Source organism: Paraburkholderia sp. (assembly GCF_036488505.1).
Lineage (GTDB): Bacteria > Pseudomonadota > Gammaproteobacteria > Burkholderiales > Burkholderiaceae > Paraburkholderia.
Genome location: NZ_DASXHN010000238.1, coordinates 1 through 12,861 on the forward strand (window position 1 = coordinate 1; position 12,861 = coordinate 12,861).

Annotated in this window: 12 protein-coding genes and 1 pseudogene; 12 read left to right on the forward strand and 1 reads right to left on the reverse strand. The window is 64.1% G+C overall.

The genetic code is table 11. From position 1 onward, the window contains the following. The coding region (locus VGH68_RS14645; protein ID WP_331604362.1) for a polysaccharide deacetylase family protein at positions 1–810 on the reverse strand (810 nt) is incomplete at its 3' end. Between the two features lie 545 nt (positions 811–1,355). Here VGH68_RS14645 and VGH68_RS14650 point away from each other — a divergent pair. The 12 genes and pseudogenes from VGH68_RS14650 to VGH68_RS14705 all read left to right on the forward strand — a co-directional run. Continuing rightward, positions 1,356–2,135, forward strand: a complete 780-nt coding sequence (locus tag VGH68_RS14650; protein ID WP_331604363.1) for a beta-ketoacyl synthase chain length factor — start codon at positions 1,356–1,358, stop codon at positions 2,133–2,135. Further along, positions 2,119–2,913, forward strand: a complete 795-nt coding sequence (locus VGH68_RS14655; protein ID WP_331604364.1) for a lysophospholipid acyltransferase family protein — start codon at positions 2,119–2,121, stop codon at positions 2,911–2,913. Before VGH68_RS14650 ends, VGH68_RS14655 begins: the two co-directional genes overlap by 17 nt. After that, the gene (locus tag VGH68_RS14660) at positions 2,888–3,187 is read left to right on the forward strand and encodes a phosphopantetheine-binding protein (RefSeq protein ID WP_331604365.1); all 300 of its coding nucleotides are present in this window, start codon (positions 2,888–2,890) and stop codon (positions 3,185–3,187) included. Before VGH68_RS14655 ends, VGH68_RS14660 begins: the two co-directional genes overlap by 26 nt. Before the next feature lie 3 nt (positions 3,188–3,190). After that, positions 3,191–3,442, forward strand: coding sequence for an acyl carrier protein (locus VGH68_RS14665; RefSeq protein ID WP_331604367.1), 252 nt, complete (start codon positions 3,191–3,193; stop codon positions 3,440–3,442). After that, positions 3,442–4,104: a hypothetical protein gene (locus VGH68_RS14670; RefSeq protein ID WP_331604368.1), complete on the forward strand. Its 663-nt coding sequence runs from the start codon at positions 3,442–3,444 to the stop codon at positions 4,102–4,104. The genes VGH68_RS14665 and VGH68_RS14670 overlap by 1 nt, the downstream gene beginning before the upstream one ends. Then, complete coding sequence (locus VGH68_RS14675) at positions 4,101–5,804, forward strand: AMP-binding protein (RefSeq protein ID WP_331604369.1); 1,704 nt, start codon at positions 4,101–4,103, stop codon at positions 5,802–5,804. The genes VGH68_RS14670 and VGH68_RS14675 overlap by 4 nt, the downstream gene beginning before the upstream one ends. Next, the gene (locus VGH68_RS14680; RefSeq protein ID WP_331604370.1) at positions 5,801–7,528 is read left to right on the forward strand and encodes a glycosyltransferase family 2 protein; all 1,728 of its coding nucleotides are present in this window, start codon (positions 5,801–5,803) and stop codon (positions 7,526–7,528) included. Before VGH68_RS14675 ends, VGH68_RS14680 begins: the two co-directional genes overlap by 4 nt. After that, positions 7,515–9,128, forward strand: coding sequence for an aromatic amino acid ammonia-lyase (locus tag VGH68_RS14685; RefSeq protein ID WP_331604371.1), 1,614 nt, complete (start codon positions 7,515–7,517; stop codon positions 9,126–9,128). Before VGH68_RS14680 ends, VGH68_RS14685 begins: the two co-directional genes overlap by 14 nt. Further along, positions 9,125–9,562: a thioesterase family protein gene (locus VGH68_RS14690; protein ID WP_331604372.1), complete on the forward strand. Its 438-nt coding sequence runs from the start codon at positions 9,125–9,127 to the stop codon at positions 9,560–9,562. The genes VGH68_RS14685 and VGH68_RS14690 overlap by 4 nt, the downstream gene beginning before the upstream one ends. Further along, entirely contained in the window at positions 9,550–10,218 is a 669-nt protein-coding gene (locus VGH68_RS14695) for an outer membrane lipoprotein carrier protein LolA (RefSeq protein ID WP_331604373.1), read from the forward strand. The genes VGH68_RS14690 and VGH68_RS14695 overlap by 13 nt, the downstream gene beginning before the upstream one ends. Next, positions 10,218–12,683: an MMPL family transporter gene (locus VGH68_RS14700; RefSeq protein ID WP_331604374.1), complete on the forward strand. Its 2,466-nt coding sequence runs from the start codon at positions 10,218–10,220 to the stop codon at positions 12,681–12,683. Before VGH68_RS14695 ends, VGH68_RS14700 begins: the two co-directional genes overlap by 1 nt. Continuing rightward, positions 12,680–12,861 (forward strand): annotated as a pseudogene (locus VGH68_RS14705) (beta-ketoacyl-[acyl-carrier-protein] synthase II); the annotation flags it as partial. The gene VGH68_RS14700 and the pseudogene VGH68_RS14705, both read left to right, overlap by 4 nt.

The window sequence follows — 12,861 nt, forward strand, 5'->3', positions numbered from 1 at the left end:
GTGCACGGCTTCTATCAGATGTGGCAGGACCGACAACACCACAGGTTCGCCGCTTGCCGTCAATGCTGAACCGCTGTCGTGAACTAATAAAATGTCCCGGCCCGCGAGTCCGGTAACGAGCCGCTCGAGCACACGGTCGGGGTCGCGCTCGCGAGTATCGAACGCTCGCCGAGTCCACGCGACCAGTCGGAGGTCCAGGCGCTGCAACACCGGTTCCAGGAACAGATTGCGGAGGCCGGCGGGTGCGCGGAAAAAGACGGGCCTTTCCCCTGTCAGCGCCTCGAAGGTGCGTTGGGCAGCGTCGATTTCGTTCGTCAGCTGGTGCGGCAGCGACACAGAGAATGTGTGAACGTGTCTCTGCGAGTGGTTTTCGATAGCGTGACCGCGCGCGATGATTTCACGCGTTATGGCGGGGTGCTGAGCCGCGCGCGAGCCGATGCAAAAGAACGTGGCGCGCACGCCGTACCGATCGAGCAGATCAAGGACCTTTGGCGTCACTACGGGGTCGGGGCCGTCGTCGATCGTGAGCGCTACAGCGTCGGTATTCGACCGGCTTTCAGGCAGCCGGGTCCAGTTCGTTCCCAGAAGGTTTGAGCGCGGCCACAACCCGACGGCGACCACGATCAGGTGACTAACCACGACGCTAATGAGCCACGCGGGCCACATCGAAGGAGCGAAGAGCCATCCAGCCAGCGCGGTGCAGTGCCAGCCGATCGTTGCAACGGTCATCGGCGGATATCCGTTGGACGGCCAGCGTCGCGTGTCAGCGGCCCGCGATTGCGCCGTTAGCGGTGGATTCGATCGCTTCATGTTGCGTGCCGGTTTGCTGCAGGGACTAACGGATTTTACGATGCAGCGCAAACAATACCATTCGGCCCTATTTGGGTAAATCTGCGAGCTGGGCCGGGCAAGATTAACTGAAGCGATGCTCGGCCTTCGCACATGCGCCTGCCGCATTCGTTTGGAACGAACGCATCGGCTCGACGTGGTTGACATTCTGATTTGTCAAACGCCGGTGCGGATCGAGGCCCGGCGCAGAATGCAGCGGATCGGCGCGCACCTGTTCCCTTCCGCTATTAACAATCCATGCTGTTCCTGTAAGGCAATTCCAACAAAACCTTCCTGTCGTGCTGATTTCGGCCGTAAGGACCTGTATCATTTCGCCGCACCGACTCGACAGTCGGCCGAACGAAGCTGCGTTCCTCTAAAGAGTTGCTGCGTCGTGCCGTTAGATCGAAAGTGCCTCGAGTCTATGAAAAAACTACCAATCGGCGGTTCGCCGGACGCGGCGTATGTGGCCGGGCGCTCGTCGGCCGCACTGGCAGGCGCTGCTAGGCTTCGGGCCCATAACCAACATGCATGATCTGCACTGGACAATTCCGGTCGCTCGCTGGTCTTCCTGGCCTGCCTTTGCGGCCGCCGCGCCCGACGTCGGATTCATCGAACCGATGGTGCGGCGTCGCCTGAGCACGCTGTCACGAGTCGCGCTGAAAGTGGCCCACGACTGCGCCGCCGACAGGTCGAGCGTGCGTACTGTGTTCGCGTCCCGTCACGGCGAGTTGCGGCGCACGACGGATATCTTGCGCAACATCAGCGCGGCAGAGCCGGTGTCGCCCACCGCCTTCAGTCTTTCGGTACTCAACGCCATGAGCGGGGTGTTCGGCATCGCGCGCGGCGATCGCTCGGCGGCGAGCGCTATTTCGGCCGGGCCGGAAACGCTCGGCTATGCGCTTCTCGAAGCCTATGCGCAGTACGCCGCTCAGCCCGGCACGGCGGTGCTTCTGGTCTACGCGGACGAACCGGCCGACCCGGCCTACGGAACAATCGAAGATGAAGTGCAGGGCGGAGCGATCGCGATCCTGCTGAACAGTGAAAGTGCGACGGGGCATCTGGTGTGCTCGCAGCGCGCATCGGTGGACGCGGACCACGCGCAGCAGGCTGAACCACGCGCAACGAGCGCGGCGTTGGAAGCAGCCGGCAAAGCAGCCGACAAAGCAGCCGGCCGGACGGAACCCGTAACTCGCTTCGCGACGCAAAGCCAGGCGCTGCTGCACTGTCTCGATACGGGCAAATCCGCTGTCTGGCAACGCGCCGGCACCTTCTGGCAGTGGGAGTGGCATGACCGCGCGGCTTGACTACAGCTGGCGATTCCTCGCCACCGGCATGGCTTTGGGCGTGTTCGGCGTCTGCGGCGCGCTGTTTTCCGTGCTGGTGTTTCCGCTTGCGTGGCTGTGGCCGCATCGGGCGTCGCGGCAGTTTGCCGTGACTGGCGTGATCCACTGGTTCTTCCGCGCGCTCGTCGCCGTCTTGCAGCGGATCGGCGTGATGGAACTCGAAGTGACGGGCGCACAGGCGCTGCGCGCGCGTAAGCCATCGATCGTGGTGGCCAATCACCCCACTTATCTCGACGTGATGGTGCTGCTCTCGCTCACGCCGCATGCGTGCTGCGTGGTGAAGAACGCGCATTGGAGCAACCCGTGTTTCTGGGGCATCGTGCGATCGGCGGAATACGTGAGCAACGCCGACCCCGCTGAACTTGTCGAAGCCGGCGCGAGGCAGCTCGCCGCGGGCTACACCATGATCATCTTTCCGGAAGGCACGCGCAGCCCCGCACCCAACCGCCTGCATGCGTTCTCGCGCGGTTTCGCGCATATGGCGCTCAAGGCCGGCACGCCGATCGTGCCGGTGCTGATGGACTGCGACCCGCCCGCGTTCACCAAGCAGATGCGCTGGTACGACGTGCCGGCGCGAGCGTTTCGCATGCGCGTGAACGTACTCGATCCATTGCGCGTCGACCGGCTCGCGGCAGACGACACTACACCGGCTCTTGCTGCGCGCAGCGTGACGAGCGCCGTCGAAGCACACATGACTCAGCACCTGTTCGACTATGGATTCTTTAAAACTGGAAATTAAGCAGCTTCTGATCGAAGCTCTCGACCTGGAAGACTTGAGCCCCGCCGATATCGACGACGATGCACCGTTGTTCGATACCGACGGTATCGGTCTCGATTCGATCGATGCATTGGAAATCGGCATCGTGCTGCGCAAACAATATCAATTGACGATCGCCGCAAACGATGAACGTACGCGCGAGCACTTCCGCTCGATCAGCACGCTGGCCGCGCTGGTCGCGAGCCAGCGGGAAGCGGCGCAGGTTGCGAACGAAACTGACAAAAAAGGGGAATAAACCGTGTCCGAGGCAGAGATTCTTGAACGCATCCGCGCCATCTTCCAGGAGAACTTCGCAATCGAGCCCGAACGCGTGACGCCCGATGCGCACCTGTTCGAAGACCTCGATCTGGACAGCATCGACGCCGTCGATCTCGCGATCAAGCTGCAGGAAATGACGGGCCGCCGTATCAAGCCGGAAGAGTTCAAGTCGGTGCGCACGGTCGGCGACGTGATGGGCGCGGTCGAATCGCTGCTGGCGGCTCAAGGCTGATGCCAGCAGCGCGTTCGCGCACGCCGGCGCCCGACGAGCGCGCCGCGCCTGCCTGGTCCGCGGCTGAGCGCAACTGGGTGAAGGCAGTCGTGCAGGTACTGGTCAAGCTCGCGTATCCAGCGTTGATCCTGTGCGCATGGCGTTGGGACGCGCCACGTTATGTCGGCTGCATGCTGTTTGCAATTCTGTGGCTGCAGCGTTGGGCCGGCGGCGGTCCCGTTGCGGCTTCGCTGCGCCGCCTTTCCCCGATCGACTGGACGGTGGTGGGTTTGCTGAGCTGTGCGTCGGCCGCCATCGTATTGACCAACAGCGAGTTGCTGTTGCGCGTCTATCCGTCGCTCGTCAATCTCGGATTGCTGATCGCATTCGGAGCGACGCTCGTGCGCGGGCCGTCGATGATCGAAAAATTCGCGCGTCTCGGCAACCCGAATCTGCCGGCGGGCGCAGTGCGCCATACGCGGCGCGTTACTCAGATGTGGTGTGTGTTCTTTCTGCTAAACGGCGCTTTTTCCGCCTATACCGCGCTCTACTGGAGCCGCGCGAGCTGGTCGCTCTATAACGGCGCGATTGCGTATGTGCTGATCGGTGCGTTGCTGATCGCGGAAGTCATCTGGCGTTACCTCGTCGTGCTGCCGAGAGCCGCGCGTTCGGAGGCGACATGATCGCGCTGCACGATCTGTTGTCGGCGCCGCTTGACGCAGCCGCGTCCGCCGCGCCTGTTTGCCGCGATGGCGGCGCGGTGTTCGACCGCGCGGTTTTTCGCGCACGCGTTGGAACGCTGGCTGCGGTCGTTCAATCGCACGCCGCGCAACGCTACGCATTATGTATCGACGATCCGTTCGACTTCGCGTGCGCGCTATTCGCGCTGTTTGCATCCGGCAAGGAGCCGGTGATTCCCGCAAATGCGGCGCCCGGTTATCTCGCTGATCTCGCCGATGCCTACGACGTCGTATTGACCAACGCCGCTTTGCCGCCGCATGCGCAAACCGATGCGCCCGCGCAGGCGCTGAACGCACGCATCGACCCGCAAGCCCCGCTCACGCTTTATACGTCAGGCAGCAGCGGCCGTCCGAAGCCGATCCGCAAAACGCTCGCGCAGTTCAACGCCGAAGTGCACACGCTCGAACAGCAGTGGGGCGCGCTGGTCGGCGATGCAACGATGCTCGCGAGCGTGCCGCATCACCACATTTACGGCCTGCTGTTCCGCGTGATGTGGCCGCTTGCCGCGGGCCGCGCATTCGACCGCGAACTCAGCATTGAACCGCTGCATCTGCAAACGCAGATCGCGCGATGCGGTGCGGCCGTGATCGTGTCGACGCCCGCGCAGTTGTCGCGTTGGCCCGCGTTGCCGGGCTTCGTCGCATTGACGCCTGCGCCCCGCGCGTTTTTTTCGTCGGGCGGTCCGCTCACGCTCGAAGCCGCGCAGGCATATGCCGCGGCCTACGGCGCAGCGCCGCTCGAAATCTATGGCAGCACGGAAACGGGCGGCATTGCGTGGCGCCGCCAGGATCGGACGGATGCATGGCAACCCGTGACCGGCATCGAGGTGCGTTGCGACGAGGACGGCGCGCTCAACGTGCGCTCGCCGCATCTCGACCATAGCGGCTGGCATCGCACCGACGACAAAATCAAGTTTGACGCGCAAGGCCGCTTCCGTTTGCTGGGCCGCCTCGATCGCGTTCTCAAACTCGACGGCACACGCGTGTCGCTGCCGGAACTCGAAGCGCGTCTCGCCCTGCACCCGTGGGTCGCGCAAGCGGCGATCGTGCCGCTCGAAGGCGGCGCGCGCGAGCGCGTCGGCGCTGTCGTCGCGTTGACGGACGCCGGTAATGACGCGTTACGCGACGACGGACGTGTGCTGCTCGCGCAGAATTTGCGGCGGCATCTAGCCGATTATGTCGATGCCGTCGTGTTGCCGCGCCATTGGCGCTTCCGTCTCGCTTTGCCGTTCGATGCACGCGGCAAGCTGCCGGTGTCCGCTGTCGCCGCGGCGTTCGAGCCGCGCGCCGACGGCGTCGAAGTGCTGGCTGAAGCACGCGGCGGCCACCATGGCGAGACGCTGCATTACGAGTTGCGCGTGCCCGCCACGCTGGTGCATTTCGCCGGCCACTTTCCCGGCCTGCCGATTCTGCCGGGCGTGGTCCAGGTCCATTGGGCAATCCGCCTCGCCGCCGAGCAACTGCCGTGCGTGCGCGGCGTTGCGTCGATCGATCGTCTGAAATTCATGGCGCCCGTTTCGCCGGGCGCGGTGCTCAAGCTAACGCTCGCACACGATGCCGCGCGTCAGCGCGTGCAGTTCGCGTACCGGTTCAACGAGCGCGACTGCGCATCCGGCGTGATCGTGTATCGGGAGGACGCTTGACGAACTTCGCTCCCTGCATCGTCATTCCGATCTACAACCACAAAGATGCGATCGGCGCGACCGTCGAGCATCTCGCGGTACACGGCTTGCCGATTTTTGTCGTCGACGACGGCAGCGACGAAGCGACCCAGCAGGTGCTCGCCGAACTCGCACGAGAACGCGGGGCGCAGCTTACGTTGCTGCGCCTGCCGGTCAACGGCGGGAAAGGCGCAGCCGTGATGGCGGGTCTGCGCGCCGCGCGCGACGCCGGTTATACGCATGCGTTGCAAATCGATGCCGACGGCCAGCACGATGCCACCGATGTGCCGCGCTTCCTCGAAGCTGCGCGCGCCGAGCCGGGCGCGGTGATTCTGGGTCGTCCCGTCTATGACGAAAGCGTGCCCAAAGCCCGCCTCTACGGCCGTTATCTGACGCATGTGTGGGTGTGGATCGAAACGCTTTCGCTGACCATCTGGGATTCGATGTGCGGCTTTCGCCTGTATCCGCTCGCGCTGGCCTGCAAGCTGATCGACAGCGTGGAACTGCCCACGCGCATGGACTTCGACATCGCAATTCTGGTTCGCCTCCATTGGCGGCGCGCCGCGTTTCGTTCCATCCCCACACGTGTCACCTATGCGAGCGACGGCGTTTCGCATTTCGACGTGCTGTGGGACAACGTGCGTATCAGCCGCAGTCATACGCGGCTCGTGTGCGGCATGCTGCTTCGTCTGCCGATGCTGATCGCGCACAAGTTCATGCCGCGGCGCGCCGTTGCTGCCGACGTGCAAAGCGAGCCCGGCGCACAGGACTGGTGGCGTATCGCCGAACGCGGCAGTCACCTCGGCATGTCGTTACTCGCGCTCAGTTGCAAGCTGTTCGGCCGCCGTTTCACCGCGCTGTGGCTGCATCCGATTGTCGCGTATTTTCTGTTGACGGGCCGTGCGGCTCGCGAAGCGTCGGCCAATTACTTCAGGCGTCTGCACGAGGCCGCGCCGAACGGCGCTACGCCACGGCCCGGCTGGCTGTCCGCGTATCGTCATATGCTGGCCTTCGCGCAGTCGGGCTTCGACAAGCTCGCTGCGTGGTCTGGCCGCGTCAATGATTCCGATGTCCGCTTCGACGACTCTTCGGCGTTCGAAGCACTGGTTGCGAGCGGCAAAGGCGCGCTGGTGATCGGCGCGCATCTGGGCAATCTTGAGATGACGCGTGCGCTCGCCGCGCAGGGCGCGTATGCGAAAGTCACCGCGGTCGTCTATACCGAGCATGCGCGGCGTTTCAACAGCGTGCTCGCGTCGGCGAATAGCGGGTTCGCGCGGCATTTGCTGGAAGTCGCCGACTTCGGGCCCGACACCGCGATGATGATGCAAGAGCGTGTCGATGCGGGTGAGTTGCTCGTGATTGTCGGCGATCGCGTGCCCGCGCATGAAGCAGGACGCACGACAGAGGCGAATTTTTTAGGCGCAACGGCGCCGTTCGCACAAGGCCCGTATGTGCTCGCGCATGCGCTCGGCTGTCCCGTCTATCTGTTCTTCTGCCTGAAAGAGCGCGACGGTTACCGTCTTTACTTCGAGCCCTTCGCGGAGCGCATCGAATTGCCGCGCCGCGACCGCACGCAGCATCTCGCAGCCTGGGCCCAGCGTTATGCCGTACGTCTCGAACACTACTGCCGCAAGGCCCCTTATCAATGGTTCAACTTCTTCGATTTCTGGGCCAGCCCCAAGCGAGGCGCGAATGGCCGAACATGATCTGATCGACACGCCGGAAGCCGGCGCGCATGCGGTTATACATCGCGGCGGCAACGCGGCCCCGGTCGTGATCGGCGGGCGCAAGCTGAGTATCGAAGAGGTCGTCGCAATCGCCCAGCATCGCGCGCCGGTTGCGTTGAACGCGGACCCCGCGTGGCGCGCCCGCATCCAACGCGGCGCGGATTTTCTGCGTAGGCATCTCGCGGAAGGCGCAACCGTCTACGGCGTCAACACGGGTTATGGCGATGCCTGCGTGGTCGACGTACCGATGGAACTGGTCGAAGCGTTGCCCTTGCAACTCACGCGTTATCACGGCTGCGGTATGGGCCAATATCTCGACGACGCACAGACGCTCGCGGTCATCGCCGCGCGCCTCAACTCGCTCGCGTACGGGTTTTCCGGCGTGCGTCCGGTGCTACTCGAACGCCTCGCGGACCTCGTCAATCACCGGATACTGCCGCGCATTCCCGCTGAAGGCTCGGTCGGCGCGAGCGGCGATCTCACACCGCTGTCGTATGTCGCCGCGGCGCTCGCGGGCGAACGCGAAGTCGTGTTCGAAGGACGACTGCGCGACGTCCGCGAAGTGTGGAGCGAACTCGGGCAGACGCCACTCACGCTCGCGCCCAAAGAAGGCCTCGCGCTGATGAACGGTACGGCGGTCATGACCGGACTCGCGTGTCTCGCGTTCGTGCGCGCCGATCATTTGACTCGGCTGAGCGCGCGCCTGACTGCGCTTTGCACAGTGGCGCTGGACGGCCGCGCCGCGCATTTCGACGCCACGCTCTTCGAAGTCAAACCGCATGCCGGCCAGGCCGAAGTCGCCGCATGGATTCGCGACGATCTCGACGGGCGCGACGATACGCCCGGCCATCGCTTGCAGGATCGCTATTCGATTCGTTGTGCGCCGCATGTGATCGGCGTCGCGCGCGACGCGTTGAGCTGGGTGCGTCGCGACATTGAAAACGAGTTGAATAGCGCGAACGACAATCCGTTGATCGATCCGGACAGCGAGCGCGTCTTGCACGGCGGCAACTTCTACGGCGGCCATATCGCGTTCGCGATGGATTCGCTAAAGGTCGCCGTCGCCAATCTCGCCGATCTGATGGACCGGCAACTGGCGCTGCTTGTCGACGTGAATTTCAACAATGGCTTGCCGCGCAACCTGACCGGCGCGGCGCCCGCGCGCGCGGCCATCAATCACGGCTTCAAGGCCGTGCAGATTTCGTCGTCCGCGTGGACAGCCGAGGCGCTCAAGAACACGATGCCAGCGAGCGTGTTCTCGCGTTCGACCGAGGCTCACAATCAGGACAAGGTCAGCATGGGCACCATCGCGGCGCGCGACTGCTTGCGCGTGCTGGAGCTGACCGAACAGGTGGCCGCCGCGCACGCACTCGCCACGGTGCAGGCGGCGCGGCTGCGTCTGAGAATCGACAGCGCGACGCCGGTGCCCGCGCCGCTGGAAACGTTCATGGAACACGTCGGCGCGCAATCGCGTTTCGTCGACGAAGACCGCGCGCTCGAACCCGACCTGCGCGCGCTGACAGCGCGGATCGCCGCAGGCGAGTTGCTGCACGACTATCGCGGAGGTGCGCAGGGATGAGCGCGAGCACAACTCATAACGTACTGACTGCGAGCGCGATCGTCGAAGTGCCGTTCCACGACGTCGACGCGATGAACGTGTGCTGGCACGGTCACTATCTGAAGTACTTCGAGATCGGCCGAGCGGCGCTGTTGCGCGCGTTCGATTACGACTACCGCGAAATGCAGGCGTCGGGTTATCTGTGGCCGATCGTCGAAGTGCATCTGAAGTATGTCCGTCCGGCCACTTACGGTCAGAAGATCGACGTGCGTACGCAACTGCTCGAACACGAAAATCGCATGAAAATAGGCTATGAAATCGTCGATTGCGCATCCGGCACGCGGCTCACCAAGGGCTTTACGATTCAGGTCGCCGTGCATGCGGCCACGCAGGAACTGCAGTTCGTGTCGCCGCCGGTCGTCTTCGAAAAACTGGAGCGGGTATGGGGACGATAACTGGCGGCGCGCGGCTAACGCGCGCTCTGGGTGCGGTTCTGGTGGCAGGCGCGCTGTTCGCTGCGGCTTGCCCGGCGCATGCGGCGCCTACCGACGGCAATCCGGCACTGGTGTCGCAGATTGCCTCGCATCTCGCGGCGGCGAATGGCGTGCGTGCGCAATTCACGCAAACGCAGACACTTGCCGCGATGAAACAGCCGCTCGTCAGCACCGGCTCATTGCTGTTTCTGCGTGAGCGCGGCGTGATCTGGCAAATCGCCACGCCGTACAAGGCCACGTACGTGATCACCGATGCAGGTGTCGCCGAATTCGATGCCAACGGCCAGCGCGTCACGACACACAGCGCGCAAGGCGCGCGCGGCGTCGCGCAAGTCTCGAAGATGATGCGCGCAATGCTCGGCGGCGACCTGTCCGCGCTGTATTCGCAATTCGACGTGCGGGCCGAAGGCAGCGCTGCGCACTGGCGCATGCAACTCACGCCGAACCAGCCGCAGATCGCGCAATCCGTCAAAGGCTTGCAGATGAGCGGAGGCGATTATCTGCAAAGCTTGCGCGTTGCGCTGGCTAACGGCGATACGACACAACTCGACTTCACGAAGAGCGAGGCCGTCAACGAACCTGCGTCCGCCGAACGCAGCCTGCTCGGGATGCCGTAATGGACTTGCTGCAACCCAGGTCCGCGAGACAGACATGGGGCATGCGCGCCGCGTGGCTGCTGCTCGCGCTCGTCGCGGGGCTGTATTGCGGCTGGCGTTTCGCGGGACCGTCGCCGTTGCAGACCAATCTGCTTGCGCTGTTGCCCGCGACAGAAGCGGACCCTGTCGCCGAGAAAGCCGTCGATACGCTCGCGAGCGCGCTTGGCGATCGCACCGTTTTCCTCGTCACGAGTCGCGACGATGCGCACGCAAAAGCGGCCGCGAAACAGCTTGGCGCATCGCTGCAAAAGAGTGGTGCATTCGCTTCGGTGACGGCGGAGTTGCCGCCGTTCGATCTGTCGCAAATCGGCGCGCTGTATCTGCCGTATCGCTTCGGTTTGCTGACGCCCGCTGACCGCGTGGCAATCGTAAGCGGTAGTGCATCGGGTCCGACGTTGCATGACGCGCTCGCGCAGCGAATCTACAGCCCGTTGCGCGGCGGTCTCACGACATCGCTGTCCGACGATCCGTTTGGCTGGCTCGAACATTGGCTCGACAATCTGCCGCTTGCGACATCGAACCTCGAACTGGAGGATGGACTGCTGGTATCGCATCAAAGCGATGCGACAAGCGTGCTGATTGTCGCGACATTGCCCGGCTCCGCCTACGAAACCGGAACCCAACGCGCGGTACTGGCCGCGCTTGCGCGGGGCGAGAGCGCGCTGAAGCAGGCGTTCCCCGACGTCTCAGTGGCGCGAACCGGCGCCGTCTTCTACGCCGAATCCGCGCGCAGCGCATCGGAGCGCGAAGTGCATCTGATTGGCGTTGCATCGCTCGTCGGCATTGCGTTGCTGATGATGTGGGTGTTCCGCTCGCCGCGTCTGCTGCTGCTCGGCTTTGTTTCGACCGCGCTCGGCATCGTGTGTGCACTCGCGCTCACGCTGCTCGTATTCGGCAAGCTGCATCTGTTGACGCTCGTGTTCGGCGCGAGCCTGATCGGCGAAGCGGTCGACTATTCGATCCAGTATTTTGTCGTCTATCTCGACGCAAACCGCAATTGGGACGCGCGGCGAGGCGCGCGCGCCGTGCGTCCCGCGTTGTCGGTCGCGCTCGCCACGAGCCTGCTCGGCTACGCGATTCTCGCGTGGGTGCCGTTTCCCGCGCTCAAGCAGATCGCATGCTTTGCGATGGCGGGCATCGTGACGGCGTTCGCGTCGGTAATGTGGCTGTTGCCCGCATTGCTGCCCGATGCGCCGAAGCGCAGTCCGCAGCGCCTTTTCGAGAGCGCGGCGCACTTGCTGAGCGTGTGGCATCGCACGATCGGCGGCAAGCGCGCAGAGTTCGTCGCCATGCTGTTGCTGATTGCCGCAATTCCCGGCTGGCTGCGTCTAACCAGCGACGACGATATACATCTGCTGATCCAGCGCGATCCGTCGCTCGTCGCGCAGGAGCACAAGGTGCGCGAGGCAGTCGGCGTCGATAACAGCGCGCAGTTCTTTGTGGTGCGTGGCGAGACGGCAGAGGTCGTGTTGCAGCGCGCGCAAGCGCTCGGCACGAAACTGGACGCACTGAACGGCACGGCGAACAAGGTCGGCGGTTATCAATCGGTTGCGCAATTCGTGCCGTCCGCACAGCAGCAGAATCAAGCCCGGGCGTTGCTCGCACAGCATGTGTTCGACGATCCCGCCGCATTGCGACGCACGCTGCTGCAAGCCGGATTCAAGGACGACGTCGCCGACGCGTGGATTGCCGCGCAAGCCAGGCCGCAACCGCTTCTTACCGTCGACCGGTGGCTCGCCGCACCGTGGTCGCAACCGTATCGGCATCTGTGGCTCGGCAAGGTCGATGTATCCAGCAACGCGTATGCGGCGATCGTCATTCCGCAAGGCGTGACGCCTCACAACGAGCGTGCCTTGATCGACACCGCGCGGACGCTGCCGGGCGTCGTGTTCGTCGACAAGGCAGCGAGCGTGTCCCGGCTGTTTGGCGCTTATCGCGTGGAGAGCGGCTGGTGGCTCGCGGGCGCGCTGGCTCTCGTACTGATTCTGCTGATCGTGCGATATGCCGCGCTGGAAGTGGCTCGCGCAGACGCGGCAAAGCGGGTGCCGTTGCGATACCGCATGCGCGGCGGCGTCATGGTGACACTGCCCGTGCTGCTGGCCGTCGGCGTCACGCTCGCGGCATTCGGCTATGCGCGGGTTCCGCTAAATCTCTTCAACTGGCTCGCGCTGATGCTCGTACTTGGCGTCGGTGCGAATTACGCAGTGTTTTTGCGCGAAGGATGCCTGCGTGCGGACGCGAATCTCGGCGCGGTATGGACCGGCGTATTGTTGTCCGCGGCCACCACGCTGCTGTCGTTCGGCATGCTCGGCATAAGCGCAATGCCCGCATTGAAAAGTTTTGGCGCGACGCTTGCGCTCGGCATCGCCGTATCGGTATTGCTTGCGCCGATCGGCATGCCACCGGAATCCAGGAGGACCGCATGAAGGCGCCACCCGTTTATTTGCATGGGCTCGGCATGATCAACGCGCTCGGCGGGGACCTCCAAAGCATCGTGCCGGCCCTCGGCGCCGCCGATGCGCAAGGCATGGGGACCGTGCATACAGGTATCGGCGACGCGTTCGTCGGCAGCGTGTTGTCGTCGCTCGATCTCGCGCCGCCCGC